Origin of the sequence: Massilia scottii (assembly GCF_030846495.1) — a bacterium.
Classification (GTDB): domain Bacteria; phylum Pseudomonadota; class Gammaproteobacteria; order Burkholderiales; family Burkholderiaceae_D; genus Telluria_A; species Telluria_A violaceinigra.
On the sequence record NZ_JAVCWM010000005.1, the window covers coordinates 214,227 to 240,326 of the forward strand.

General features: G+C 62.1%; 22 protein-coding genes. 17 read left to right on the top strand and 5 right to left on the bottom strand.

Features of this window, described 5'->3' with window-relative positions; genetic code table 11:
* Positions 1-23: 23 nt before the first annotated feature.
* Positions 24-566 carry a YaeQ family protein gene (locus RBA41_RS08680; protein WP_306623095.1) on the bottom strand — a complete coding sequence of 181 codons (543 nt, stop codon included), beginning with the start codon at positions 564-566 and terminating at the stop codon, positions 24-26.
* Between the two features lie 28 nt (positions 567-594).
* Positions 595-1,464, bottom strand: coding sequence for a formyltetrahydrofolate deformylase (gene purU / locus RBA41_RS08685; protein ID WP_306623096.1), 870 nt, complete (start codon positions 1,462-1,464; stop codon positions 595-597).
* A 139-nt stretch (positions 1,465-1,603) separates the two neighbouring features.
* On the opposite strand from purU, the gene RBA41_RS08690 reads away from it, so the two are divergent.
* The 11 genes from RBA41_RS08690 to cydX all read left to right on the top strand — a co-directional run bounded on the left by RBA41_RS08690 (position 1,604) and on the right by cydX (position 10,763).
* Positions 1,604-2,635, top strand: coding sequence for an NADP-dependent oxidoreductase (locus tag RBA41_RS08690; RefSeq protein WP_306623098.1), 1,032 nt, complete (start codon positions 1,604-1,606; stop codon positions 2,633-2,635).
* A 228-nt stretch (positions 2,636-2,863) separates the two neighbouring features.
* The gene (locus RBA41_RS08695; protein ID WP_306623100.1) at positions 2,864-3,331 is read left to right on the top strand and encodes a phasin family protein; all 468 of its coding nucleotides are present in this window, start codon (positions 2,864-2,866) and stop codon (positions 3,329-3,331) included.
* A 33-nt stretch (positions 3,332-3,364) separates the two neighbouring features.
* Positions 3,365-3,922 carry a hemerythrin domain-containing protein gene (locus tag RBA41_RS08700; RefSeq protein ID WP_306623102.1) on the top strand — a complete coding sequence of 186 codons (558 nt, stop codon included), beginning with the start codon at positions 3,365-3,367 and terminating at the stop codon, positions 3,920-3,922.
* Between the two features lie 112 nt (positions 3,923-4,034).
* The gene (locus RBA41_RS08705; RefSeq protein WP_306623104.1) at positions 4,035-4,445 is read left to right on the top strand and encodes a KGG domain-containing protein; all 411 of its coding nucleotides are present in this window, start codon (positions 4,035-4,037) and stop codon (positions 4,443-4,445) included.
* A gap of 491 nt (positions 4,446-4,936) precedes the next feature.
* Positions 4,937-5,956 carry an alpha/beta fold hydrolase gene (locus tag RBA41_RS08710; protein ID WP_306623106.1) on the top strand — a complete coding sequence of 340 codons (1,020 nt, stop codon included), beginning with the start codon at positions 4,937-4,939 and terminating at the stop codon, positions 5,954-5,956.
* A 51-nt stretch (positions 5,957-6,007) separates the two neighbouring features.
* Positions 6,008-6,796, top strand: coding sequence for a nucleotidyltransferase domain-containing protein (locus RBA41_RS08715; RefSeq protein ID WP_306623109.1), 789 nt, complete (start codon positions 6,008-6,010; stop codon positions 6,794-6,796).
* A gap of 281 nt (positions 6,797-7,077) precedes the next feature.
* Positions 7,078-7,689 (top strand): GbsR/MarR family transcriptional regulator, encoded by a 612-nt coding sequence (locus RBA41_RS08720; protein WP_306623111.1) that lies wholly within the window; start codon positions 7,078-7,080, stop codon positions 7,687-7,689.
* A 1-nt stretch (position 7,690) separates the two neighbouring features.
* Entirely contained in the window at positions 7,691-7,897 is a 207-nt protein-coding gene (cydP, locus tag RBA41_RS08725) for a cytochrome oxidase putative small subunit CydP (RefSeq protein ID WP_306623113.1), read from the top strand.
* Complete coding sequence (locus RBA41_RS08730) at positions 7,894-9,456, top strand: cytochrome ubiquinol oxidase subunit I (protein WP_306623114.1); 1,563 nt, start codon at positions 7,894-7,896, stop codon at positions 9,454-9,456. Before cydP ends, RBA41_RS08730 begins: the two co-directional genes overlap by 4 nt.
* Positions 9,453-10,595, top strand: a complete 1,143-nt coding sequence (gene cydB, locus RBA41_RS08735) for a cytochrome d ubiquinol oxidase subunit II (protein ID WP_306623116.1) — start codon at positions 9,453-9,455, stop codon at positions 10,593-10,595. Before RBA41_RS08730 ends, cydB begins: the two co-directional genes overlap by 4 nt.
* 9 nt (positions 10,596-10,604) lie before the next feature.
* Positions 10,605-10,763 (top strand): cytochrome bd-I oxidase subunit CydX, encoded by a 159-nt coding sequence (cydX, locus tag RBA41_RS08740; RefSeq protein ID WP_099880894.1) that lies wholly within the window; start codon positions 10,605-10,607, stop codon positions 10,761-10,763.
* Between the two features lie 34 nt (positions 10,764-10,797).
* Here cydX and RBA41_RS08745 read toward each other — a convergent pair whose 3' ends face one another.
* Together RBA41_RS08745 and RBA41_RS08750 are read right to left on the bottom strand one after the other, a co-directional pair.
* Positions 10,798-11,544 (bottom strand): hypothetical protein, encoded by a 747-nt coding sequence (locus RBA41_RS08745; RefSeq protein ID WP_306623118.1) that lies wholly within the window; start codon positions 11,542-11,544, stop codon positions 10,798-10,800.
* Positions 11,545-11,552: 8 nt separating this feature from the next.
* Entirely contained in the window at positions 11,553-11,957 is a 405-nt protein-coding gene (locus RBA41_RS08750; RefSeq protein ID WP_306623120.1) for a hypothetical protein, read from the bottom strand.
* Here RBA41_RS08750 and RBA41_RS08755 point away from each other — a divergent pair.
* The 6 genes from RBA41_RS08755 to RBA41_RS08780 all read left to right on the top strand — a co-directional run bounded on the left by RBA41_RS08755 (position 11,956) and on the right by RBA41_RS08780 (position 24,253).
* Positions 11,956-12,471, top strand: a complete 516-nt coding sequence (locus RBA41_RS08755; protein WP_306623123.1) for a YgjP-like metallopeptidase domain-containing protein — start codon at positions 11,956-11,958, stop codon at positions 12,469-12,471. The two genes, RBA41_RS08750 and RBA41_RS08755, sit on opposite strands and share 2 nt — an antisense overlap.
* A 576-nt stretch (positions 12,472-13,047) precedes the next feature.
* Positions 13,048-15,711, top strand: a complete 2,664-nt coding sequence (locus RBA41_RS08760; protein ID WP_306623126.1) for an MSCRAMM family protein — start codon at positions 13,048-13,050, stop codon at positions 15,709-15,711.
* The gene (locus RBA41_RS08765) at positions 15,708-19,112 is read left to right on the top strand and encodes a nidogen-like domain-containing protein (RefSeq protein WP_306623128.1); all 3,405 of its coding nucleotides are present in this window, start codon (positions 15,708-15,710) and stop codon (positions 19,110-19,112) included. Before RBA41_RS08760 ends, RBA41_RS08765 begins: the two co-directional genes overlap by 4 nt.
* A gap of 116 nt (positions 19,113-19,228) precedes the next feature.
* The gene (locus tag RBA41_RS08770) at positions 19,229-22,312 is read left to right on the top strand and encodes a transglutaminase-like domain-containing protein (protein WP_306623131.1); all 3,084 of its coding nucleotides are present in this window, start codon (positions 19,229-19,231) and stop codon (positions 22,310-22,312) included.
* Positions 22,300-22,629 carry a hypothetical protein gene (locus RBA41_RS08775; protein ID WP_306623134.1) on the top strand — a complete coding sequence of 110 codons (330 nt, stop codon included), beginning with the start codon at positions 22,300-22,302 and terminating at the stop codon, positions 22,627-22,629. The genes RBA41_RS08770 and RBA41_RS08775 overlap by 13 nt, the downstream gene beginning before the upstream one ends.
* Positions 22,630-22,894: 265 nt before the next feature.
* Positions 22,895-24,253, top strand: a complete 1,359-nt coding sequence (locus tag RBA41_RS08780) for an IS110 family RNA-guided transposase (protein ID WP_306623350.1) — start codon at positions 22,895-22,897, stop codon at positions 24,251-24,253.
* 469 nt (positions 24,254-24,722) lie between these two features.
* Here the strand turns inward: RBA41_RS08780 and RBA41_RS08785 are convergent, their stop codons facing one another.
* Complete coding sequence (locus RBA41_RS08785) at positions 24,723-26,093, bottom strand: family 43 glycosylhydrolase (RefSeq protein ID WP_306623136.1); 1,371 nt, start codon at positions 26,091-26,093, stop codon at positions 24,723-24,725.
* Positions 26,094-26,100: the final 7 nt, after the last annotated feature.

A 26,100-nucleotide genomic window follows, 5' to 3' on the forward strand; every position in this document is an offset into this window, starting at 1 on the left:
GGGCGACGAATTAAGGGAGCGGTTTAACGCAGCGCCTTGAAATCCTCGCGCTCGATCAGCACCGTGTTCACGCTGTCGGTCAGGTAGATCTGGCCATCCTGGATGGTGCACTGCAGCTGCATATTGCGCTGCGCCAGCGCTTCGAGCTGGGCGCTGGCGTCGGCCGGGATGTTAATCACGGTCAGGTTCTTGGCCCGGTCGAGCTTGTTGGCGATCTGCTTGTACCAGATATGGCTGGTCGCGCTGTAGCTGTACACGATCACGCGCTCGCTGCGGCCGCACGCTTTCATCAAACGCTTTTCGTCCGGCTGCCCGACTTCGATCCACAACTCGATCGCGCCGGTCAGATCTTTCTGCCACAGATCCGGTTCGTCGGTGTCGAACAAACCCTTGGTGAAGGTCAGCGATTCGCTCGCGTGAATCGCAAAGGCGAGCAAACGGATCATCATCCGCTCGTCGGTCTCGGATGGATGCCGCGCCAGCGTCAGGATGTGCTCCTGGTAGTAATTGCGGTCCATGTCCGCAATCTGCAGTTCTGCCTTGTAAATCGTCGCTTTAAGTGCCATTGATACGCCTGCCTTTAACTTCTCTGAATTATTTGAAGACGACAGTCTTGTCGCCATTTTGCAAAATGCGGTGCTCGACAAACCATTTCACCGCGCGCGCCAGCACCACGCACTCCACATCGCGCCCGATGGCGCTGAGCGTGTCGGCATCCATCGCGTGGTCGACCCGCTCGACATCCTGCTCGATGATCGGGCCTTCATCCAGGTCGCCCGTGACGAAGTGCGCGGTGGCGCCGATCAGTTTCACGCCGCGGTGGTGCGCCTGCGCGTACGGCTTGGCGCCCTTGAAACTCGGCAAGAAGGAATGGTGGATATTGATCGCCTTGCCGCGCATCGCTTCGCACAAGCCCGGCGACAAAATCTGCATGTAGCGCGCCAGCACCACCAGGTCGATCTTGTGGGTGTGCATCAGGTCCAGCACGCGCGCTTCCTGCGCCTGCTTGGCCGCCGCATCCGCGCCGGTGGCCAGCGGCAGGTGGTGGAAAGGAATGTTGTAGCTGGCCGCCAGCTGGTAGAAATCCATGTGATTCGAGACGATGGCCGGAATTTCCACCGGCAGCAGGCCGCTCTTGTAGCGGAACAGCAAATCGTTCAGGCAATGCCCGATCTTCGAGACCATCAGCATCACGCGCGGCTTGGCGCCGGCGTCGTGCAGCTGGCCGTTCATGCCCATCTGCGTGCACAGGGCGGCGAAGTCGGCGCGCAGCGGCGCATCGCCGACCGCGCCTTCTTCCAGCGCAAAATGGACGCGCATGAAAAACAGCTTCGATTCGGCATCGCCGAACTGGGCCGAATCGATGATGTTGCAACCATGCTCGGCGAGGAAGCCCGAAACACGATGCACAATGCCGCGCTGGTCGAGGCAGGACAGGGTCAGGATGTATTCTGGATGCGTCATGGTCTTGTAGTGGATGGCGTGGAAACTGCGAACCTTGTATTGTCGCATGCGTCAGGGAAAATCGTCCCATTACAAAAAAGCACGCCCGTGCAGAATTGCGGTATAGTAGACAAATCACTACTTCATACAAGGATTCGCCATGACGACTACCGCACTGATGAACCAGCAGTTCCGCCTCGCCGCCCGCCCTGTCGGGATGCCGAAACGCAGCGACTGGGAGCAAACCACCGAGCCGGTGCGCGACATCAACGATGGCGAAATCGTGGTCAAGGCCTTGTACCTCTCGCTCGACCCCGCCATGCGCGGCTGGATGAACGAAGGCAAGTCCTACATCCGCCCGGTGGCCATCGGCGAAACCATGCGCGCCGGCGGCGTGGGCGTGATCGTGGCATCGAAGTCCGACAAGTTCGCCGTGGGCGATACCGTCTCCGGCGGCATCGGCGTGCAGCAGTACTGGGTCGGCGCGGCCGATGACAAGTCGAGCAACTTCTACAAGATTTCCCCGGCCATGGCGCCGCTGACCACCTGGCTCAATACCCTGGGCATGCCCGGCATGACCGGTTACTTCGGCCTGATCGAATCGGGCCAGCCCAAGGCCGGCGAGACCGTGGTGGTGTCGGGCGCGGCGGGCGCGGTCGGCATGACCGTCGGCCAGGTCGCCAGGCAGCTCGGCTGCCGCGTGGTCGGCATCGCCGGCGGCAAGGAAAAATGCGATTTCGTGGTCAATGAACTGGGCTTCGACGCCTGCATCGACTACAAGAACAGCTCGGTCAAGGATGGCCTGAAAGAGCATTGCCCGGGCGGCGTGGACGTCTTCTTCGACAATGTGGGCGGCGAGATCCTCGATACCGTGCTTACCCGCATCAATCTGCGCGCCCGCATCGTCATCTGCGGCGCCATCTCGCAGTACAACAACACCACGCCTGTCAAAGGCCCGGCCAACTACCTGTCGCTGCTGGTGAACCGCGCGCGCATGGAAGGGATCGTCGTGTTCGACTATGCCGACCGCTACCACGTGGGCGTGGCCGCCATGGCCAAATGGATGCAGGAAGGCACCTTCAAAAGCCGCGAAGATGTGGTCGACGGCCTGGAAAACTTCCCCGAAGCGCTGCTGATGCTGTTCGAAGGCAAAAATTTCGGCAAGCTCGTACTCAAGGTAGCGGATGCGTAAGGCTCTCGCCGCCCCCCGCCGGCGCGCCACCGCGCCGGTGAACTGACCAGAATGACCCGGGCCGCCCGTTCGCGGCGGCCCTTTTCCTCCCTCCCCGCTTGACCGAACGCGCGTGCGCACGAAGTTCGTGGAACTTTGACGCGCCCCCTCACGTCTATCACATGCCCATGCGACGCGCGTTCGCCCGACAGCGACAGCGTCCTTCCATGTTTTATGACGAGGACAGCCATGCCATCCTACTCAAGCAGACTACCGATGCGCTCGCACTTCGACGCGCAGGTCGATTTTTTCAGCGAACTGGCCCGCACCGGGATCGACGCGCTGCGCAGGCTGAGCGAGCTCAATGTGCTGCTGGCGCGGCAACTCAATGACGATGCCGTGCATGCCGCGCGCGCCATGGTCGCTTGCAGCTACCCGTTCCAGCTGCCCGTGGCCGCCGCAGGCGAGTCGGCGCCGTTCATCGAGCACCTGCGCAGTTACCAGCAGCAGCTCGCCGGGGTGCTGTCCGGCGCGCAAATCGAACTGGCGCGCCGCGCCGGATCGCACCTGCCCGACATCAGCCGCGCCGCGGCGGCCACACTCGACGGCATGGCCCGGGGCGGCAACGGCGCGCCGCAACGCCTTGCCCGCCCGGCCGGCGACAGCGCGGCCAGCGCGGCCCACATCCCGCACGAAACCAACCACACGCCGGAGTAAAAACCGGCAAACAGCCCACCACGGAGTTCACCTATGTCTACCCACGGTAAGCCAAAAAGCGGCGCGGCGATCGACGCGCTCGAATTGCTGAAAGCCGACCATGAAAAGGTCAAAAGCCTTTTTCGCGAGTTTGAAAGTCTGTGTGACAACGACGAAGACGATGACGTACGCAAGTTCGAACTGGTCGACGACATTTGCTACGAACTGACCGTGCACTCGATGATCGAGGAAGAAATTTTCTATCCGGTACTGCGCTCGCTGATCGAGGACGACCAGTTGCTGGACGAGGCCGAAGTCGAGCACGCCGGCGCGCGCGACCTGATCAGCCAGCTCGAAGTGATGTATCCGGGCGATGACCATTTCGACGCCATGGTGACGGTGCTGGGCGAGGAAATGGCGCACCACATCGACAAGGAAGAGAGCGACCTGTTCGTCGCCGCGCGCCGCTCCGGCATCGACCTCGACGACCTGGGCGAACGGCTGTCGGCCCGCAAGGATGAACTGGACGACGACCTGTCGTCGCCGCCATCGCCGGTCGATGCGATGGAGCCGCCCAGCGGCACGCGCCGCACCCCACGTCCACCTGACTAGTGACGGGTGACGGAACTATTGAAGTGAGCACGTCTCTAACCCACAAGCCCGATAACGCGTCAGTAGCGCATGAGAACGGGGTTCCGATACCGAAGCAAACAAGGAGAACGACATGGCGACAAGTAAAGAAAGTGGAGGCAACAAGAACAGCACATCCAGCGGCAACGCGCAAAAAAGCGGCAGTGGCAGCAGCCAGGGTCCCGCCAAGCGCGGCTTCGCAGCCATGGATCAGCATCAGCAGCGCGAAATTGCCAGCAAGGGGGGCCAGGCTGCCCACCAGAAAGGAACGGCGCACGAATTCGATTCCGAAGAAGCGCGCCGGGCCGGGCAAAAAGGCGGCGAGGCGGTCAGTCGCAACCGCGAGCACATGGCCGACATCGGGCGCAAGGGCGGCGAGAGCCGGCAATCGGCGGCCCGCAATGCGGCGGCGGCGGCAGCCGCTGCCGGCGGCAATGGCACCGGCGCCGCCGCAAAGGGATCGCGCCAGGGGACCAAGGAAAAGGACAGGGACAAGACGGAGTGACGGGCCAGCCAGTGCCAGCGGGCGTCCTGGCTGTTGGTGATCCGGGGTCGGGTTGCCCGCGCACTCATTTCCATCCTTGAGAAGGCATCATGTCCCCGTTTGCGCGGATGACACCGCGTCGGGCGGCGCAATGCAGGCGCACGCCAAACCGGGCGTCGCCATCGTCCGCCGTCCGTACCATGTGCGTGCGTTCGCATGCATATGCAGATTGGCGCAGGTGCGCCACTTCCATGTGCGTGGCCGCTGCGCCTCCGAGCCGCAGGGGGCGCATTCCGCATCACTCGTTGTATTTGCATGCATATATGCATCCGGCCGCGCCGAAGCCACGGCGCGCCGCGACGGCATGCATATGCAACGGCGCCAACGCCAGTATGGCACGCTGTCACAGACAGCCCTTCCAATACCTCCTCACGCAAGAAAATTTGATCTATTATGCAACTCCGGAAGTCGCAGCTGGCGGCATCCCCAATCCAACAAGAAAGACGTTTGCCATGCCACGTTTCGCCTTGCGTATGTCCGTGTTCGCCATCGCCATCGCCGCAGCTTGCAGCGCTTCCAGTTTTGCCCAGGCGCCCGCCGCGCCCGATACCCAGCTCGCTTTTTCCCACGCCAACCAGATGGTCGACATTGGCGGGCGGCGCCTGAACCTGTATTGCAGCGGCTCCGGAACGAACACGGTCATCTTCGACTCGCCGTCGGGCATGGGGGGCTGGGTCTGGCACGCGGTGCAACCGGAAGTCGCAAAGCACGCGCGCGCCTGCGTCTTCGACCGTGCCGGCTTGGGTTTCAGCGATCCGGCTGAACGCCCGAACACCTCGCAAAACGTGGTCGAGGACTTGCATGCCGCGCTGGGCAAGGCCGGCATTGCGCCGCCTTATGTCCTGGTCGGCAATTCCTTTGGCGGCGGCAATATCCAGTTGTTCGCCTACCGCTACCCCAGCGAGGTCAAGGGCCTGGTGCTGGTGGAAGCCCAGCATGAAGATGAAACAGACCGCATGAATGTCGTCTCCAAGGGCAAGCTAAAGGAAATGAGTGCGATGCTGACGGAGTACGGAAAAGCCTGCGAGGCGCAGTCCAAGATAGGCTTCGTTCCCGGCAGCGAGCTGTTCACCAACTGCACTGGCGGCTTTCAGCCGCAATTCGGCCGCGCCCTGAACGCCGCCTACCTCGCCTCGCTCACCTCGCCAGCCTACTGGCGTGCGCGCAATGCCGAGGAAGAGGCTTTCGAGACCAGCAATGCCCAGTTGCGCGCCGCGCGCCGTCCGTTCGGCGACCTGCCGCTGATGGTGCTCACACGCGGCGTGTCGCCGTATGCCATTCCGGGCAAACCCCAAAGCGAGCTGAACAAGGCGGCCGAGAAAGAAAACCTGGCCATCCATCAGGAGATGGCAGCCCTTTCCACGCGCAGCACGCACCGGGTGGTGCCGGGCGCGGGCCATGTCATCCAGGCCGACAAGCCGCAGGCGGTCACCAAGGCGGTGACCGACCTGCTGGCGCAAATCACGCCATAATGCGGCATCAGGCAGGCGGACCGATCCGCCTGCGACATACAAGGAATGAGCATGATCCCAGTTGAAGTAAGGGCCGAGATAATGCGCCGGCTGGCGCGTACCGGGCAGGAAGAAGGCGTGCGCATTCTGCTCGCGATCGAATCGGGCAGCCGCGCCTGGGGCTTTGCCTCGCCCAACAGCGATTACGACGTGCGCTTTATCTACGCCCGCGAGGCGGACTGGTATCTGGCCGTGGATCTGGAAGAGCGGCGCGACGTGATCGAGTACCCGATCGTCGACGATATCGACCTCAATGGCTGGGACCTGCGCAAGGCGCTGCGCCTGCTGTGGAAAACCAATCCGGCGATGGTGGAGTGGATTCAGTCGCCGATTTCGTATATCGAGACCGGCGGCTTCGGCGCCGGCGCGCGCGATCTGCTGCCCGCCCTGTATTCGGCCGAGCGCGGGATTTACCACTATCGCAGCATGGCGAAGACGAATTACGCCAATCATCTGAGCGGCGACCAGGTGCCGCTCAAAAAGTACTTTTATGTGCTGCGCGCGCTGCTGTCGGTGCACTGGATAGAGCGCTACGGCACGGCCGCGCCGATCGAATTCCACAAACTGCTGCACTTGCTCGATCACCGTCCGGATTTGCTGGCCGAGATCGACGCGCTGCTGGAAAAGAAACGCGCCGCACCCGAACTGGGGCTGTCCGAGCCGATTGCCAGTCTGAATGACTTCATCGAACAGGAACTGGCACGCCTGGAGTCGGTCCAGCCGCTGCCGGCGCCACGCGTCCAGCCCCTGCCCGGCTTGAACGCCCTGTTCCACGCCGTGCTGCGCGAGCAGCAGGGATAAATCCGCCGCGCGCGACACCGTCGCGCATTCGCCTTCCTGCCGGATGTCGGCTTCGACATCCGGACACGTTCTCATCAGCTATTGCCTCCACAGCGCACGCCCCCGGCCGGGCGGGCCGGCCGGCGCTTGCCTGTTCGTCATGCACGAAGGCCGGTGCCGGCACTTGGCGAGCGGCAACAAACCTGCTGGCGGCGTTTTTGGGCATGGCCTGCACGTAATTCGTAAACCTTCTATAATTTCAGTAATTCCTGAAAATGCAATACTTCCAAAGACCTATAGACATGACAAATCTCAGCCCACTTGCCCAGAAATTCATCCTCCACTTCGGCGAAATGGGCAGCCGATGGGGCATCAACCGGACTGTGGGCCAGATTTACGCCCTGCTGTACGTGCTGGCCAAGCCGCTCAATGCCGACGAAATCGCCGAACATCTGCAGTTTTCGCGCTCGAACGTGTCGATGGGACTGAAGGAACTGCAGTCCTGGCGCCTCGTCAAGCTGCTGCACCAGCCGGGCGACCGCCGCGAGTACTTCGAGCCGCCCAAGGATATCTGGGACATCTTCAAGGCCCTGCTCGAGGAGCGCCGCCGCCGCGAAGTCGAGCCGACCCTGTCGATGCTGCGCGACGCCCTGCTCGAAACGCCCGCCACCGACGCCGACCGCGTCGCCCAGGAGCGCATGCGCGAGATGTACAACCTGATCGAGCTGTCGAGTTCCTGGTTCGACGATGTGCAGCGCCTCTCGCCCGAAACCCTCACCTCGCTGATGAAGATGGGCTCCACGGTAAAGACCCTGCTCAACGTCGGCGACACCGTGCGCGGCACCTTCCGCAAAAAGCGCGCCCCCGAGCCGGCCGGCGCCGAACCCGCCGACAGCGGCGACAAAGGCGAATAAGATGCGCGCCCTTCTCCACCGCCTCCCGTTCGCACTGGCGATCACGCTGGTGCTGGTTTTGAAGGTCGTCATCCTGTTCATGCTCTACAAGGCATTCTTCTCCACGCCCCAAGTGAAAAAAATGCGCATGCCGACCGCGCAGGTGGAACAGCACCTGCTCGATACGCCCCAACCAAAACCACCTCTTCCTGCCAAGGCCACGCCATGATTCCCATCGATGATGTTGTCAGCCTGTCGCGGCTGCAGTTCGCCGCGACCGCCATGTATCACTTCCTGTTTGTCCCGCTCACGCTCGGCCTGTCGTGGATCCTGGTGATCATGGAGTCGGTCTACGTGATGACCGGCCGCGAAATCTACCGCGACATGACCAAATTCTGGGGCAAGCTGTTCGGCATTAACTTCGCCATGGGCGTCACCACCGGCATCACCCTCGAATTCCAGTTCGGGACCAACTGGGCTTACTACTCGCACTACGTGGGCGACATCTTCGGCACCCCGCTGGCGATCGAAGGCATGATGGCCTTCTTCCTCGAATCGACCTTCGTGGGCCTGTTCTTCTTCGGCTGGTCGCGCTTGTCGAAAGTGCAGCACCTCGGCGTCACCTTCCTGGTCGCCCTCGGATCGAGCCTGTCGGCCCTGTGGATCCTGATCGCCAACGGCTGGATGAACAACCCGGTCGGCGCCGAGTTCAATTTCGAGACCATGCGCATGGAACTGGTCAGCATGACGGACGTGATCTTCAATCCGGTCGCCCAGGTCAAGTTCGTGCACACCGTCGCCGCCGGCTACGTGACCGCCTCGATGTTCGTGCTGGGCGTGTCCGCCTTTTACCTGCTCAAGGCACGCGACGTGCCGTTCGCACTGCGCTCGTTCGCGATTGCGGCCGGCTTCGGCCTGGCCTCGACCCTGTCCGTCATCGTGCTGGGCGACGAATCGGGCTACACCGCCGGTGAGGTCAACAAGGTCAAGCTGGCCGCCATCGAAGCCGAATGGGAAACCGAGCCCGCCCCCGCTGGCATCACGCTCATCGGCCTGCCCAACGACGCCGAGGAACGCACCGATTACGCGGTCAAGATCCCCTATGTCCTGGGCCTGATCGCCACCCGTTCCGTCGACAAGCAGGTGACCGGAATCAAGGACCTGAAAAAGCTGCACGAGACGCGCATCCGCAACGGCATGCTGTCGTACGCCGCCCTCACGCGCCTGAAAAGCGGCGACAAGTCGCCCGAAGCACGCGCCGAGTTCCTGCGCCTGAAGGACGACCTGGGCTACGGCCTGCTGCTGAAAAAGTACACGCCGCGCGTGATCGACGCCACCGAAGCGCAGATCAGGATGGCCGTGAACGACACCGTTCCGAAGGTCGCGCCGCTGTTCTGGTCCTTCCGCATCATGGTGGGCCTGGGGCTGCTGTTCCTGTTTATCTTCAGCGCCTCGTTCTACTTCCTGATCCGCAAGCGCCTGGCGCAGCAGCGCTGGCTGCTGAAACTGGCCGTGATCTCGATCCCGCTGCCATGGGTGGCGGCGGAACTGGGCTGGGTGGTGGCCGAATACGGGCGCCAGCCGTGGACCATCGCCGGCATCCTGCCGACCCACCTGTCGGCGTCGACCCTGCAGGTATCGAACCTGTATTTCAGCCTGGCCGGCTTCATCGGCTTCTACACGCTGCTGCTGGTGATCGAAATGGGGCTGATGATCAAGTTCACGCGCCTGGGGCCGAGCGCCCTGCACACGGGTAAATATCACTGGGAAAAGCTGGAGGCCGCATGATCTTCGACTACGACACGCTCAAAGTCATCTGGTGGGGCTTCGTCGGCATCCTGCTGATCGGCTTCGCGCTGACCAACGGCTTCGACTTCGGGGTCGGCATGTGGCTGCCCTTCCTGGGCAAGGACGACATGGAACGGCGCGTCATCATCAACGTGATCGGCCCGACCTGGGAAGGCAACCAGACCTGGTTCATCGCCGCCGGCGGCGTCATGTTCGCGGCCTGGCCGCTGGTGTACGCGGCCGCCTTCTCGGGCTTCTATGTGGCGCTGATGCTGCTGCTCTTTGCGCTGTTTTTCCGGCCGGTCGGCTTCGACTACCGCAGCAAACTGGCCGATACGCGCTGGCGCAATGCCTGGGACTGGGGCCTGTTCACCGGTGGCTTCGTGCCGCCGCTGATCTTCGGCATCGCCTTCGGCAACCTGCTGCAGGGTGTGCCCTTCCACTACGACGACACCATGCGCATGGAGTACACCGGCAGCTTCTTCGGCCTGTTCAATCCTTTCGGCCTGCTGGCCGGGGTGCTGGGGGTATCGATGCTGGCCATGCACGGCGCCACCTACCTGTATCAAAAGACCGATGACGTCATCGCCGAGCGCGCGCGCAAGGCCGCCATGGCCGCCGGCGCGGTCACCATCGCCGCGTTCGCGCTGGGCGGCGTGTGGGTCGCAACAGGCCTGGACGGCTTTCGCATCGTCTCGATGCCGCCGGTCGACAGCGCCTTCATGCCGACCGCCAAAGTGGTCGAACGCGGCGTCGGCGCGTGGATGGACAACTACACGCGCTGGCCGCTCACGATCGCCTTGCCGGTACTGGGCCTGCTCGGCGCGGCGCTGGCGCTGGGCTTGTGCGCGGCGCGCCGCAGCCTGCTGGCCTTCCTGGCCAGCGGCGTGTCGGTCGCGTCGATCCTGCTGACGGCTGGCGCGGCCATGTTCCCCTTCATCATGCCGTCGTCGCTCGCGCCCGGCAGCGGCCTGACCGCGTGGGATGCGGTGGCCAGCCACAAGAGCCTGGGCGTGATGTTCTGGGTGATTGTGGTGATGCTGCCGATCGTGGTGGTCTACACCAGCTGGGTGTATTCGATCATGCGCGGCAAGGTCACCGCGGCGCACATCCGCGAAAACGAACACGAATCTTATTAGGAGCAGACCATGTGGTATTTTGCCTGGATATTAGGGATCGGCCTCGCCCTGTCGGCCGCCATCATCAACGTCATGTGGCTGGAAGCGAACTACGCGTTCGGCCTGCGCGACGAAGACGCCACCCGCGCCAGTTTTGAACAGGCCAGCAAGGATAACCTGCTGCTGTAAGGGGCCGCCGGGGCGCCGCGCAAGAAGCCGTGAATTAACTGGGCGTGAGCTTCACGTACTCGATATTGAGCGTGATGATTTCGCTGTAGCGCAAAACGAACGTATCGCCGTCGACCTGGTAGAAACGTTCGCCGTCGCTGCCGTCGGCATGCGCGCCGTCCTTATCCCTCGAGATGGGACGGCGCGAAACGTTTTGGAGCACAAGGCGATCGAGCTGCCCCTCGGCATTGACATAAAATTCGTTCAACATGCCCACATACAGCACCGCTTCTTTTGCCACCTCGACAATCGCGGAAACGATGATGAAGTCCGGCGCTTCACGCTCTGAAAAATCCGCGCCCGTCAGCAGGTAATACCATGGCGCTTCATGAAACCGGAACAAGGTCCCCCACGGCGCGCTTGAACGGTCGAGCCGATAGCGCGAAATGGCAAAGCGTATCAATGTCGGCACCACGAACGATGCCACGAACAAGGTGACGAAGTAGCGGGCAAGCCACGGGAAATCGGCCGCCACCGCGGCCGTCGCCTCGGCCTGGCTCTGCGGCGCGGCTGACAGCAGTTTCATCAGCACAAGGGGATCAATCCGCAGGCTGAACCAGCTCTCGGCCGCCCACAATGCAAGATAATGCGCAAGCACAGACCACAGCACGGCTTCGGCGACCACTTGCCCGAACGGTGAAAAATCGAGGGAAGTCCGCTCGGCCCGTTTCAACCGGGTGCGGAAGATGAAACCGGGTAGAAGAAACAGGAAAATGATGACCGCCGGGAGCGCAATATTCATCCCGGATGTCAGGCGTCTTTGGCCTTGGGCACGAACACGGCTTTCACCGTGCCACCCGTCTTACTACGGCGAATCTCGACCTGGGCATCGGCGCCTTGCCCGGTGGTACCCGCACCTGCTCGCCGGGTCACGAGGAAACGGCGCAGCTGCTCGCGCGCGATCGGGTCGGCTAGCAGCTCGGTGGCAAGGGGACTTTTCAGGGCTTTCATGGTTTGATGATGCCATAAGCGGGCCGCATGCGCATCAATTTCGGTCCGGGCGCCCGCCTCCGGACCGGTCCTCAGGCTTTCCCAAGCCCAAATACACGCATCGGCGGCAACGCCCATGCCGGACCGCTTTGCATACCGCCCGGATGGCCCGATACCGAATTTCCACAGGCAACGCGGCGAGCCGGTATGGTAAAGTGCTCTCATGCAACCCCTCAAATACCTAGGCGCCTATTCCGACCAGACGCTGGCGCAAGTGACCCAGCTGATCGAACAGAACAAGCTCGGCGATGTACTCAAACAGCGCTACCCCGCCGCCCACGACGTGCGCACCGACCGCGCCCTGTACGACTACGTGCAAGAGCTCAAGTCCGAATTCCTGCGCAATGCCGACCCGATCAACAAGGTCGCCTTCGACGGCAAGCTTCACGTGATCCAGCACGCGCTCGGCCTGCACACCACCATTTCGCGGGTCCAGGGCAACAAGCTCAAGTCCAAGCACGAAATCCGCGTGGCCACCGTGTTCAAGGATGCCCCCATCGAATTCCTGCGCATGATCGCCGTGCACGAACTGGCGCACGTCAAGGAAAAGCAGCACGACAAGGCGTTCTACAAGCTGTGCTGCTACATGGAACCGAACTATCACCAGTACGAGTTCGACTTGCGCCTCTATCTGACCGAACTCGACATTTCGGGAAAGCGCCTCTGGAACGCCACTTGATCCAACGTCCTGCCTGCACACCGACGATCATCGGGTGCCCGATCGGATGGCACGGGTCGTCGACCTGCCTCCCACGAATTGAATAAATAGCACTAACAGCTGCCCGCTTGCATCATTGCTGCGCTAGCCCCGGCCTTGCCCGCCGCCCGGACAGCGGCGCCCGCATCCTTTCTGCCATCTTGCGAATGCACGCCTGTCACCTGCCGCCGTGGCAAACAGCCGCACGCGCTGTTGATGGCCGTGCCGGTGCGCGGCACCCCGCCTGAACCTGCCGCGTTCGTCCGCTGGTTTCCCTACCCCAGCCTGGTTTATGGATTATCAAGCAGATTTGCTAACAGTAAAGACATGCGGATGTCAAATACGAAATAAAGATTGTTGTTTGTCAATTATTTTGATGCTTATGTGCTAACCTTGCCCCCTCAAAAAATGGGGATGATAGCGATGGATATGCTTACAAGAATACGGGGCTGCGTTACACCGCAATCGTCCCGCCGCGCCGGTCGGCAATCGTCGCCGCCGCGCCCTCGTGCAGGCAGTCTTGCGCGCGCGCTCGCATGGATCGCCGGGCCCCTTGCCATGCTTGCGGCAATGGCCGTTATCCCGGCAGCGGCGCAGGAAAATCCGGCTGTCGCGCGCGGCGCGGCCTGGCTGCAGGCGCAAATCAGTGCCAACGGCGCCTTGCTGAGCGAAGCGAGCTCCGTTGCCACTCCGATGCAAGCCCGTAGTGAAGCCAATACCACCCTGACATTGCGTTCGTTCGCGTCGCCCGCGCTGGCCGGCATCATTGCCGGCGAGCCCGACGAGGTTACCGAATACCTGGCCCGAAAAGTCCTCAGCCTCCCAACGGCGCTGGTGCCGGCTTCCGCATCGCTGATCGAACTGACGACGCGTCAAAATGCCGACGGCGGGTTCGGCGGCGCGCGCGGATTTGCCAGCAATCCTCTCGATACCGCCTGGGTCTTGCTGGCGTTGAACCAGTCGAAGAACACCCCGCCTTCCATGCCTGGCGCCGCGGTGAATTACTTGCTCGCGACACAACAAGCCGACGGCGCATTCGGCATGGCGCCGGACGCGCCGAATGCGTACATCACCTCGACCGTGGCGCTGGCATTGCAAGCGAACGGCAATCATACCGCCGCCTTGAATGCCTTGAACCGGGTAAATGCATGGCTGCTGGCGCGTCAGGGTGCCGATGGAAGCTGGGGCAGCGTTGCTGAAACGTCCGCCGTCTACCTGGCCTTGATCGGCAGCGTCAGCGACGCGGCGCTGCAAACCACCGTGAAATCCTATCTGTTATCACAGCAAGCGCTCGATGGCGACTGGGGCGCCGATCCGTACGCGACGGCACTGGCCCTGCGCGCCCTGGCGGCCAAGGCGCAGCCGGTCGTGACCACCGGACGCGTTGCCATGCGTGTCGTTGACGGCGCGACCGGGCAGGCCGTTGCAGGCGCCATGGCGCAGTTGCAAGGGACGGCAATCGCCCCCTCGCTCAGCGACGCCACCGGCCAGCTCAGCTTTTCTGAAGTTCCCGCCGGAAATTATATCGGTGTCCTGACCGGCGCCGGCTATGCGCCCCGTAGCGTGCCGTTCGCCCTGCGCGCAGGAACCACGACCGACCTGGGCGCGATCGCCCTGACCGTGGCGCAGACCAGCGGCGTGCTCAAAGGCGTCGTCCGGGACAAGGCGGGCAACAGCTTGCTGCGTGACGTCGTGATCAGCGTGGCGGGCAGTGCGAATGCCAGTACCCATACCCTGGCCGACGGCTCCTATGCGCTCACCGGCCTGGCCCCCGGCCCGGTGACGATTGTCGCCGCCAAGCCCGGTTTCGCGAGCGTCAGTGCCAGCGGCACCGTGGTTGCCGGCGAGACACTGATGTTCAGCCCGACCCTGTCCCTGCCCGGCGATCCGGCGGACACGGCAGGCACCCTGATCGGGCAGGCGGTCGATCAGACTTCCCTGGCGCCACTGCCGGGGGTGACGATCAGCGTCGGCGCAACCGGCAAAACCGCAGTGAGCGGCCAGGACGGCAGATTCAGCATGGTGAATGTTGCCGCCGGAACCTATGCCGTCAGTTTTTCCAAGCCGGGATACACGAGCAAACTGTTTGCCACGGTGCTGGTCGCCCCCGGCAGCACGAATGATTTCCAGGTGCTTGGCTTTAGCAAGACGCTGACCACGGTCGCCCTGGCCGGCCGTCTGAGCGACATCCAGTCCGGCAAGGCCATCGCGCAGGCCACCGTCACGGTGGTCGGCGCCGCGCTCACCACCCAGACCGACAGCAATGGCGACTATCGCATCGACGGCCTGGCCCCTGGCGGCACGACCTTGCGCTTTAGCGCGTCCGGCTATGCCAGCGAAACCGTGGCCGCCAGTTTTCCGGCAGCCGGCGAATACCGCTTCGATAAAACGCTGGCGCTCGACGGCGCCGGCAATCCAAGCTTCAGCATGCTTGTCAGCGACCAGCCTGCCTATCCAGCGCATGCGCCGGCCGTCCTGAAAATGGAGATCGCCAATACGGCCGCGACACCGGTGGAGAATGCGGTGATCGACATCACGATCTTCGATCCGCAAGGCCAGGTTATCGGCATGCAGCAAGCGGTCCGGATCGACGCCGACGGCGTTGCGCAGGAAAATTTCATGCTCGCCCCCAACAGCACGACCGCGGTCGATGTCAAATGGTCGACCCTGGCGCATGCGCCCGGCGTGTATCAATTCAAGGCACGCATCTTCACCAGCAACGCCAGCACCGGCGGCAAGACCGTACTGGCCGAGCGCACGTCCTCCTTCACGATCGCGGCAAGCCGCAAGGTTTTGCGCTTGAGCATAGTTCCGGTGCCGGCGTACAGCGTTTTCGAGGCCACCGAGCAGATGCAATTCAAGGTCGAGGCGATCCATCAGTCGAACCAGCCGGTCACCATCCCGTTCCGCTATGCCTTCATGGCGCCGGGCGGCGCCGTGCTGAAAGAAGAGGAAGGCAGCATCACCCTGCAGCCCAACGACATGCTGGGATCGGTCACCCTCGGTCCCTTCGCCCACCGCTTCACGGCGGCCGGGGTGTACCCGGTGGTGCTGTCGGCCACGGGAGATCCGGTGCCCCAGGTGCTTGCCAATGGTGAAGTACAGGTCGCTCCCGGCATCCGGGTCGGCGTCACCCAGAAGATCACGCCGACCAGCGTGACCCCGGATGGCGACAAGCGGATACGGATTCACCTGGAATTGAAGGGAGTGGAGCAAAAATGATGACCGCACAACGTTTCAACACTGTATCGGCGCGCACCGGTTTCTTCCGCTGCGCCGCGGCCCTCGGCTTGATCGCCCGCCTGGGCGCGGCCGTCACCCGCGCCACCCTGCTCGCGGTCGTCGGCCTGGCGTGCATGCTCGCGCCCTGTCACGCCGGCGCGGCCGAGCTGATCACAGGCCTGGGCGGCGACTCCGGTTTCGGTAACCTGGCCATGGGGCGCAACGACGACGGCTCGTCGGCCAGCATCGCATTTGGCGCCGGCTTCCCGCACGGTCTCAAGCTGTTTTCCGGAACCTACAAGACCGGCTATATCAACAACAACGGCAACATCACCTTCAGTGCCGGGCATGGTCCGTATACCCCGGTACCGTTTCCGGTCACCAATCTGCCAATGCTGGCTGCGTATTGGGGCGATGTCGACACGCGCGGCACGCTAAGCGATCCATTGCGAAACAATGTCTATTACAGCACCGCGCTTGCCGGCAAATTCATCGTCACCTGGCATGACGTCGGTTACTACAGCAATGGCGTCAACAAGCTCAATGCATTCCAGATGGTCCTTACCGACCGGAAAGACGTTGCTGAGGGCGATTTCGACATCGAATACCGCTACAGCCGGCTGGAATGGACCACGGGCGGCGCCAGCGGGGGCACGGACGGCTTGGGCGGTACCCCGGCCCAGATGGGCTATGACGCCGGTGACGGCAAGAATTTTTTCCGCCATGCCGATTCCGGCACGGCAGCCATCCTGACGCTCGTCGAAACGAGCAATGTGGGCGTGCCGGGCGTGTGGCGTTTCGAGGTCAGGGGCGGCAATGCGACTCCCGTGCGCACGCCGATCCTGGTCGATGTCCGCCTGATCCAGACGCTCAATGCCAGCGATATTGCCGTCGATCCCGCCTCGTTCGTCACGCCGCCGCAAAGCGTCACCACGGCCAATGGGCGCACGGTGATCGAGTGGGGCTTTGCCGCCTTTCCAGCCGATATCACGAAAGACCTGAGTTTCGACATCGTCTTCAAGAACCCGGTCGGCGGCGAGCGCCGCGAGGTGGTGTCCAAACTCGAACTGCTCTACAAGGATGTCAACGGCAATCCGGTGCGCACCGAACTCGGTGCGCAATTCGTCAACGTCCATCCATCGGTCTACCAGGTCACGCCGAGCAGCGATAAAGCGCTGTATGGGCCGAACGAGCCGGTGCTGATCAGCAGCGCGGTAAAAAATCTGAGCGCCGCGAGCGGCAGTACCGCCGTGCGCTTGTCCATTTTAGACAGCAGCAACGCCTTCGTCGCCATGGTCGGCACCCTGCCCGCGCAGACCGTGGAGGCTGGCGCCGTCAAGCTCTTCGGCGCGCTATCGTTCCCGAGCGGAACGACGTACGTGGGCAATTACAAGATTCTGGCGGAACTGCTCGACCCGGCCGGCAAGGTCGTCGCCAGCGGGACCAGTTCGTTCGCCATCGGCGCCGCCGCCGGCCAGAATGCCAAGGTGGCCATTGTCAGCGACAAACAGGTCTACCAGCCGTTCGAGACGGTGCGCCTGTCCGACCTGTTGGTCAACCAGCTGGTCAATGCCAGTATCGACGATCTGCGGATCCAGACCGTCGTGCGCAATCCGGACAACAGCGTGCGCATGACGCGCACCGAAGTGCTGGCGCAATTGCCGCCAAGCGGGGTCAAGGACTATGCGTACAGCGTTGCGCTCGGTTGGGCTGCCATCGGCCGCTATACGGCGACGGTCACGGTGACCAGGGCCGATGGAAGCGTGCTGGCACAGGCGCTCACGACGTTCTCGGTAGCTTCCAGCGCCGACAGCGGTGCCGGACTGACCGGATCGATCACTGCCGCTCCCGCCTCCGCCGCCAGCGGGCAAACGATCAAGCTTGCCTTTAACGCGACCAATAACGGCAATGCCGCCCTGGTCGGCCTGCCGATGACGGTCAGCATTATCGATCCGGACCTGCAGCAGGTCGTTGCAAGCTATCCGTATGCGGGCACCCTGGCGATCGGTGGTGTCTACGAAGGCACGTCTGAATGGGTGGCGCTGGCCGGCACCGGCGGCAACTATGTTGCGGTACTGAGCGCGCGCGTCGGCGCCAAGGATCTTACGCTGGCCCAGGTGGCGTTGCGCGTCATCACGCTCGACAGCACCCAGACGCGCCAGCCGGTCAACCGGGTGCTGGCCCTGGTTTCCTGCCGCGAGGGCGAGGACGATACCAAGCCGGGTGCTGCCTGCCTGAGCGCGCGTGCCCAGACCATCGCCCAGGCGCTGGAGGCGGCCAGGGTCACGCATACCATCGTCAGCGACGAGCTGGCATTCAAGAAAGCACTGCGTAGCGGCCTGTACAACACGTACTGGCTGTCGGGTAAGCAAGGCAAATTGCATGGCCAGCTCGCCAACGAACTCAAGCAAGCGGTGTTCGGCGGTGATAGCGCGCTGATCGATAGCGAGCACGATCAGCGCAACGGGCTCGATGCGATGGCGGGGATACGCTGGAATGGCAAATACGGCACGCCAGACTTGAATGTCGATATCGCCGGGCCGGTCTTCAGCGTACAACAGCTGGCAACGGTTGGCCGCAGCGGCCGCGTGCTGCTCGCCGGCGGGACCCAGCACGCCGCCTTCAACGCGGGACGCGGAGCCGATGGCGCCGCCATCATCGGCAACCAGTTCGGCGCCGGCCGGGTCGTGCAATACACCTTCGACTTGCCGTTCAGCCTGCGGGCATATGCGCAGTGGCAGGCAGTGCTCGAAACGAGCCTGAAGCACGTGCAGACGGCGCCGGCGGACATCGTCATCCCGGGTGCCGTGGTGCCGGTCAAGCTTGCGCTCAACAATCGGGGGCCGGCCGCCGCGTTCTCGATCAACAGTGTCTTGCCGCTCAACTCGGCGTATCTGGGGTCGAGCCCTGACGCCAGCGTCGATGCCGGCACCGGTGCCCTGTCCTGGCTTGTCAGTCTGGACGCGCAGCAAAGCTGGGACGGCCTGCTGAGCTTCCGGGCGCCTCCGGCGGCTGGTCCCGCCGTGCTGCGCACGGTGGTGAGCCTGGTCGATCCTGCCTCGGGCAGCGCGGCGCCGTTTGGCGACCCGCTGGTATTGACGCTCAACGTGGTCGACGCCACCAAGAGCGCGGCCCAGGCCAGGGCTGCCCTGATGGCCTACGCGCCGCTGGCCCGCAAGGACAGCAATCTGCGCGACAAGCTGGCGGCCGACGTCACTGTTGCCATGAGCGCTTTCAACCTGAACACGGCGGCAGGATACGACGACGCCATTGCCCAGTTGCTCGACGTTATCGATCAACTGTCCGGATTGCCCACCGTGAACACCCGTCCGGTACAAGACAGTCTCCATCGGATTGTGCGGGAAGCGCAGTGGCGCTGGAGCCAGGCGGCAAAGAACTGAGTGCCCGGTGGACAAAGTCGAACCGGGGAAGCCCTGCGCCTCCCCGGTTTGACGCGCACTCTTTCGCGTTATACCGGTTAAAGAATCAAATTACGTTAATCAATAAGGAAGTCCCGATGTTCCGCAACTTGAATTTTCAGCGTGCCACGTCCACGTTCGTCATGGTCGCGCTGACGAACCTGACGCTTGCTCCCCTGGCACGGGCGCAAAATGCATACGATGCCGCTGAAAAAGCAGGGCTGCTCGCGCCCGCTGCCGGCATGGCGGCAGTGAGCCAGCAACCGAAGCGTGATGGGGGCGGTCCTGACGAACGTTTCGCCCAGTTACTGTCGGACATCCACGACGACCTGAAAGCGGCAGCGCCGCAGACGGCGTTCGGCACGAATGCGCAGCACGCCATGCAAGCCGGCGCAGGCAGGGACATTGCGGCGAAAGCGACAAATATCCGCGCAAAGCATGCGCAATTGAAGACCTTGTACGCGAGCATCGACGATGGCTTCGCAAGTACCGCGCAGCGTCTCAAGACCCTGAAGCTGCCGGCGGAAATCCAGAACCGCCAGGCTGCGGCCTTCGGACAGTACCAAAGCCGCAAGGCGGAGTTCAGTCGCTTGATGACGGCGCTGGAGAAGGAATCGGACAATAGCAGCAAGCAACTGACGGCCATGGCCGACCTCGGCGCCTACCTGTCCAGGCAAACGAACAAGCAGCCGCACCAATACACGAATCCGAAAAAACTGCCATTTGGAATGCCCGGCAACACGGTACGCGCCCCGCATACGACGACGGAACAATTCCAGGCCAGCCTGTTTCCACCCAAACATGACGATGTGATGCTGGCCGGCGCTATTCCAGCCAACTTGCAGTTCGTCCAGACCGTTCTCCCGGCGCTCCCGAATGCGGCCGATCTGGCCGAGACGGACGATATCCAGATGACGCAGGCAATCCGCGATAAGGCGGCAGCGCTGAACAAAAATCCCGTCGCGATCTACAACTGGGTGCGCAACAATATCGCGTTCATCCCATCGTATGGAAGCATCCAGGGTAGTGACATGACCCTGGCGAACAAACGCGGCAACGCGTTCGATACGGCGTCGCTGCTGATCGCGCTGTATCGGGCCAGCGGGATTCCGGCCCGCTATGCTTATGGCACCATCGAGGTTCCGGCAGCACAGGTCATGAACTGGGTTGGCGGCGTCGGCAAGCCCGCAGCGGCGCAGAATCTGTTGGGACAGGGCGGCATCCCGAATGTCGCCCTGGTGTCGGGCGGGACGGTCAAGGCGATCCGGATGGAGCACGTCTGGGTGCAAGCCTATGTCGACTATATTCCCAGCCGCGGCGCGGTCAACAAGACGCCCGACACGTGGGTCCCGGTCGACGCCAGTTTCAAGCAGTATACGTTTACCAAAGGTATGGATATCAAGGCCAATGTGCCTGTTAACGGCGAGGAGTTTACCGCCCAAATCCTGCAAGGCGCGACCGTCGACGAGGCGCAAGGATACGTTCAGAATCTGAACCAGGGCGCCGCGCAGGCACAGTATGCCGCATACCAGACCCGGCTGAAGACGTATATCAGCAGCCAGAAGTCCGGCGCCACCGTTGGCGATGTCGTGGGAATGCAAACCATCAAGGCGGAAAACAATACCGTCTTGCTGGGCACGCTTGCCTACAAAACCACCTTGACCGCCAATACCTTTCAGACTTTGCCGGACAACCTGAGATGGCGCTTCAAGACAAACATCTATGCCGCCGATAATTTGAGCGACAGCAGCAGCCCGATCATTGAAATCGATCAAACCACTGCTCGACTTGCCGGGAAGAAGATCACCCTGAGCTTTGCACCCGCAAGCCCTGCGGATCAGGAGCTGATCAACAGCTACATGCCGAAACCCCACGCCGATGGCACGCCCATTCAGATGAGCGAACTGCCGTCGACTTTGCCTGCCTATCTGATTAAATTAAAAGCGGAATTCCGCATCGATGGCCAGCTTGTGGCGCAAACGGCCGGCAACTTCACCATGGGCAGCATGGTAAGACAGTCGAATCAGTACTTCAACCCGGCGAACGCTTCCTGGGATGGCGGCGACGACAATGATATTACGGTCGGCGAATTCAACGCCATTGGTCTCGATTTACAGGGGATCGGTGAATCGCAGTTGAAAAGTCATCAGGCCAGACTCGATGCAACCAAGGCGCTCGGCGCCAAGTACCAGCTCAACCCAGGCGACAAGACGCCAATCAGCGGTTTAACCAAGGAAGACCTGGCGGGAGATATCCAGCACAGTGGCATTTTGGCCTATTTTGCCCTGGTCGACAGCAACGACCGGCTCGCCGCACTGGGCGCTGGCGAGGTCAAGTCCTATCGCTTGCCAAGCTATGGCCGCTTCTTTACAACGGCCCAGCCCCACTATTTCTTTGGTATGGTACGTAGCGTTGGTTTTCCTGGCGTGACCATGGACGTGGACTATTTGCGCTATCACGTGGCGGCCAACGACGACGACAATGCGTCGGTGGTGCGGTTCATGCGGCAAGCCGGCTCGCTCGCATCCTCGGCGGAGCATTCCATACCCGAAATGATGTTCGCCAGTCAGAATTTGCCACGCAACGATAGCCGTCAGCCACAGGGGGTGTCTGCCATCAAGGCGTTAGTGCTTGCTGCATCCCAAGGGCAAAAAATCTATACGCTCACCCAAGGCAATCGAACGCTGCATGCGTCGATTTTACAGAGTCTGGCGATCGCTCAGGATGTGAAGCATGAAATCAGCGATGCGCTCTCTGCGGGGAAGGAAGTCACCGTCCATGCGGCGGACGTGAGCGTGGGTGGCTGGACCGGTAGCGGCTACGTCGTGCTCGACCCCTTGACTGGCGCGGGCGCGTACAAGATCGCCGGCGGCGCCAATGGCGGCGAACTGCTCTTTGCCGGCTTCGGGCTGATCGGGCTCTCAGCTGCCCTGTATGCTTTCTTTGCTTTTGGCGGCGGGATTGCAATCGCCGTTGGTTTGTTTGTGATTATCCACCTCATTTTCCTCATCGTGGTGCTCGAACTTGCAGTGAATGCCTGTGTGGGCGTCGCAGTCTTCGGGATGGTTGGCGGTCCCCTTGCGCATATGGCAAAAGCATCGGGAATATTAATCGTGGATATTATTACCTGGGTTATTAATACGTCGTCGGTTGTATACGGTTTCTATCCATGCACTATATGACGCCGCTGGTCTATTGTTACAGCATTTTCTGGGGCTACCGCTTGTTAAAGCAAAGTACAGCTGGCGGCAACTGGTTTCGGGGGCTGTTCGCCCCGGTGCTTGGGCTGATCCTGCTTCTGGCGCCATGGATGATCGGGCTTAAAAATCCGATCGGAAATCTCTTGCTCGCAGTCGTCTGGGCCGGGATAATTGCTGATCTCAGAGCCAACGAATCGTCCGGCAAGCCGATTTATCACCGGTTGGCCCATGACGAAAAACTCCTTTTTTGGGTGACCAACATTGTCGCCGTTGGCTGGGGGGTGTTTCAATTCTTCTGAGTATCCCAAGCCCATGCATATGCCCGGTGTTCCCAAAGTAACGGAAATGGACTACAACGAGAACGACAGCGCCAAGATGACCGACCCGCCATTGGTGCGAGCTCGCGGCGTTCTGCAGCGCCGCAAAGCGAGCCCGGTTCTGAGCATGGTCCGGGAGTCGTCGGTGACATTGGTGAGCGGCGCGAGCCGCATCCCGTTTGAGAGATTGAGTCGAATTCGACGCTTCCCACGGCGCTGTCGTTCATTAACGATTGTGGAGCAGATCATGGTTAAGCGCAAACGGAACGAGGTGGTATTTCCCAACGCCGCCGGCATCGATGTCGGCGGTTCCAGTCATTTTGTGGCGGTGCCGGCGGACGCGGCGACCGATTCCGTGCGTGAGTTCGGCGCCATGACCGGCGACCTGCAGGCGATGGCCGACTGGCTGTTGTCGTGTGGCGTCGACGTCGTCGCGCTGGAATCGACCGGCGTGTACTGGATTCCGGTATTCGAGGTGTTGGAACAACGCGGGTTGACGGTATGGCTGGTCGATGCGCGGCAATTGAAATATGTGCCCGGGCGCAAAAGCGACGTGCAGGACTGCCAGTGGTTGCAAACGTTGATGAGCTTTGGCTTGTTGCGCGCCGCCTGGCGCCCCGCCGGCGAGGTGTGTGTGGTACGGGCCATCGCTCGACAACGCGAAGTATTGTTGGCTGAACAGGCAAGCTGGGTCCAGCGCATGCAAAAAACACTGATCGAGATGAATATCCAGCTCACAGAAGTACTCAGCGACATTATGGGCATGACCGGTCAAGCGATCATCCGGGCCATCGTCGCCGGCGAACGTGCCCCCAAGGCGCTGGCCAAGCTGCGTCACCGCAGGGTCAAGGCGAGCGAGGAAGACGTGCTTAAGGCGCTGACCGGCAACTGGCGCGACGAGCATCTGTTTGTGCTGGGCCAGGCGCTTTCGATGTACGACGATCTGGCGCGCCACTTGGCCCAGTGCGACGCAAAACTTGACGCGCTTCTCGACGAGCGTGGCCGCGCAAAAATTGATATCGGCAAGCCACCGCGCGCCGGCTCCCTGGCCCGCACCGAGTTCGGCGTGCGTCAGGCTATGGCCAACTGGGCCGGTGTCGACCTGACGCGCATCAATGGTCTGGGCGTAACTTCCGTGATGAAACTGCTGTCCGAGATTGGGCCCGACCTGCGCCGGTTCGAAACGGTCAAGCATTTCTGTTCCTGGCTCGGATTGAGTCCGGGCACCAAGATCAGCGGCGGCAAAGTCCTGGCGTGCGCCACCAAACGATCGGCCAATCGAGCGCGACAAACGTTCAAGATGGCCGCCATGGCGCTGTCGCATTCGGATTCGGCGCTGGGCGGCTATTACCGTCGGCTGTGTTCGCGCATGGACAAGCCACGCGCCAACACGGCCGTCGCGCACAAACTCGCCCGCATGTTCTACTTCATGCTTACGCGCGGCGAGGAATTTGTGGACCGAGGACAGCAGAACTACGAAGAACAACAACTCCAGCGCAGCATCGCCGCCCTGAAACGGCGCGCCACAGCACTGGGATTTGAACTAAACCCGAAATCGGCGATGCTGTCCAATGCCAATGCCAATGCCAACGGTTTGGTTACTTGAGAGCTGCCCTTCTCCATTGATGTTGGTGCCGATGAACCGAAGAGCCGGAGAAACCATGGCCAATAGCTGCAGCCGGTGCGCCGCTTAATCGGGAGATATGCGCATGCCTCTATGTGGAAAGTGTCCCTCATGCAGAGGTGCAATATTTTCAAGGGTGGAGTTGTCGCTGCGGGCGCAACGTTCCTGTCCGTTATGCGGCACGCCGATATGCAATAAACTCGGAAAAACCGTCACTGCGACGTTGATCATCGCGTATCTTGGGTATATCTGGGCGGCGGGAAATTCAACGCCCAGTGATGTTGGAGACAAAGTACTGGTCCAGTCAGGGCTGTTCGGTGGCTGGATTTTCCTGAGATGGTTACTCGGATATCAAAAAAAGCGCGCTATCTGAGTGCTTGCCCGATATACGGCCCGGTTCCATGCCGGACGACTGCCGGACGTCGCCGTCCGCGCAGCCTCCGGTAGCGCGCTAACGCCGCTGCAGCGCCCACTGCTCGCTGGCGGCGTTGTTGAGCGGGTTCTGGATGATGGCCGCATTATCCTGCGTGCTGCCGCCCTTGACATCGAGCGCCATGCCGCTCAACTGGTTGCTCACCGTGTGCCAGCCCGCCGCCGGACTGGCGAAACGCCATTTCTGCCCGCCGCCGGCCCAGTAATCCCACTGCGCGATAGGCGTGCCGGCCGTGGTGGAGTTGCCATAGTTATCCAGGCTGCGCAGGCTGCCCGCGTTGATGATGCTGTAATGCCCATCGCCCTGCCCGATCACATACCACGACTGGTGCTTCGCGCCGCTGTCGGCAGCCTGCTGCACCATCGCGCCGTTGGCTGTGGCGGCGCCGGCCACCGTCAGCACCTTGCCGCTGGCGCGCGACTTGATCGCATAGGCACCGTCGCTGATGCCGCCGCAGCCGGCAAAGCTGCTGAAATTGCGCGTCATGCCCGGCCAGCCGCCGCTGTACGTCATCTTGAGGATATCCAGCTTGGCTTTTCCTCCGTCGGTCAGGTCGTAATAATGCGTGGAGACGAAATTGCAGCCATCCTGCTTGAGCACCGCCACGTGGCCCGGCCCCCGGTACTTGCCGTCGCTGACGGGAAGAATGGTACGCGCGCCCGAATACGGCCCTGTGATGCTGGTCGCGCGCAGTACCTCCACATAATAGGTGCTGTCGGCCAGCCTGCAGCAGACGCCGCGGTTGACGAACAGGTAATAGTAGCCGCCATTGCGCGTGATGTACGGCGCCTCGATGTCCTGATGCCCGCCGCCGTGCACCTTGGTCACGCTGCCGGCCAGCTTGCCGGTGGCCTGGTTGATCTGCGCCACCCCGATCCCGCCGAAGAACGAACCGTACGACATATACACCTTGCCGTCATGGTCGCGGAACAGGGCCGGGTCGATCGCGTTGATTTCGGTGAACCCGCCGAACGATTCGACCACGATGCCAAGGTCGGTCCACGACGGATTTTTCAGCGACGCCGAACGCGCCACGCCGATCGCCGACGTGGTCGAGCCCCATTGCGACACCGAGTAATACAGGTAGTAGTAGCCGTTCATGTGGATCACGTCGGGCGCCCAGATCGAGCCCTTGAAACCCGGGATCTTGTTGGCGATCCAGGCCGGGTAGGTGGCAAACACCGGTTTGCTCTGCGGCGACCAGGTCACCAGGTCCTTCGAGGTCGAGTGCCAGATGCCCTCGTCGCTCGTGGTGAAGTTGAAGTAGGTGTCGCCGTCCCTGGTGATGGTGCCAGGGTCGTGGGCGCCCTTGGCGCCAGCCAGTTCGATGGCCAGCGCCGGGGCGGCGGCAAGGGCGAGGCACAGCGCCGTCAGTAGTGGTTTTAACATGGGTCTC

Coding starts and splice junctions, on each gene's coding strand:
- RBA41_RS08780 (WP_306623350.1), top strand. CDS start 22,895: ATGGTTAAGCGCAAACGGAACGAGGTGGTATTTCCCAACGCCGCCGGC.
- RBA41_RS08785 (WP_306623136.1), bottom strand. CDS start 26,093: ATGTTAAAACCACTACTGACGGCGCTGTGCCTCGCCCTTGCCGCCGCC.
- RBA41_RS08750 (WP_306623120.1), bottom strand. CDS start 11,957: ATGAGAGCACTTTACCATACCGGCTCGCCGCGTTGCCTGTGGAAATTC.
- RBA41_RS08720 (WP_306623111.1), top strand. CDS start 7,078: ATGACAAATCTCAGCCCACTTGCCCAGAAATTCATCCTCCACTTCGGC.
- cydB (WP_306623116.1), top strand. CDS start 9,453: ATGATCTTCGACTACGACACGCTCAAAGTCATCTGGTGGGGCTTCGTC.
- RBA41_RS08755 (WP_306623123.1), top strand. CDS start 11,956: ATGCAACCCCTCAAATACCTAGGCGCCTATTCCGACCAGACGCTGGCG.
- RBA41_RS08695 (WP_306623100.1), top strand. CDS start 2,864: ATGCCATCCTACTCAAGCAGACTACCGATGCGCTCGCACTTCGACGCG.
- RBA41_RS08760 (WP_306623126.1), top strand. CDS start 13,048: ATGCTTGCGGCAATGGCCGTTATCCCGGCAGCGGCGCAGGAAAATCCG.
- RBA41_RS08680 (WP_306623095.1), bottom strand. CDS start 566: ATGGCACTTAAAGCGACGATTTACAAGGCAGAACTGCAGATTGCGGAC.
- RBA41_RS08770 (WP_306623131.1), top strand. CDS start 19,229: ATGTTCCGCAACTTGAATTTTCAGCGTGCCACGTCCACGTTCGTCATG.
- cydP (WP_306623113.1), top strand. CDS start 7,691: ATGCGCGCCCTTCTCCACCGCCTCCCGTTCGCACTGGCGATCACGCTG.
- RBA41_RS08700 (WP_306623102.1), top strand. CDS start 3,365: ATGTCTACCCACGGTAAGCCAAAAAGCGGCGCGGCGATCGACGCGCTC.
- purU (WP_306623096.1), bottom strand. CDS start 1,464: ATGACGCATCCAGAATACATCCTGACCCTGTCCTGCCTCGACCAGCGC.
- RBA41_RS08730 (WP_306623114.1), top strand. CDS start 7,894: ATGATTCCCATCGATGATGTTGTCAGCCTGTCGCGGCTGCAGTTCGCC.
- cydX (WP_099880894.1), top strand. CDS start 10,605: ATGTGGTATTTTGCCTGGATATTAGGGATCGGCCTCGCCCTGTCGGCC.
- RBA41_RS08775 (WP_306623134.1), top strand. CDS start 22,300: ATGCACTATATGACGCCGCTGGTCTATTGTTACAGCATTTTCTGGGGC.
- RBA41_RS08690 (WP_306623098.1), top strand. CDS start 1,604: ATGACGACTACCGCACTGATGAACCAGCAGTTCCGCCTCGCCGCCCGC.
- RBA41_RS08715 (WP_306623109.1), top strand. CDS start 6,008: ATGATCCCAGTTGAAGTAAGGGCCGAGATAATGCGCCGGCTGGCGCGT.
- RBA41_RS08745 (WP_306623118.1), bottom strand. CDS start 11,544: ATGAATATTGCGCTCCCGGCGGTCATCATTTTCCTGTTTCTTCTACCC.
- RBA41_RS08765 (WP_306623128.1), top strand. CDS start 15,708: ATGATGACCGCACAACGTTTCAACACTGTATCGGCGCGCACCGGTTTC.
- RBA41_RS08705 (WP_306623104.1), top strand. CDS start 4,035: ATGGCGACAAGTAAAGAAAGTGGAGGCAACAAGAACAGCACATCCAGC.
- RBA41_RS08710 (WP_306623106.1), top strand. CDS start 4,937: ATGCCACGTTTCGCCTTGCGTATGTCCGTGTTCGCCATCGCCATCGCC.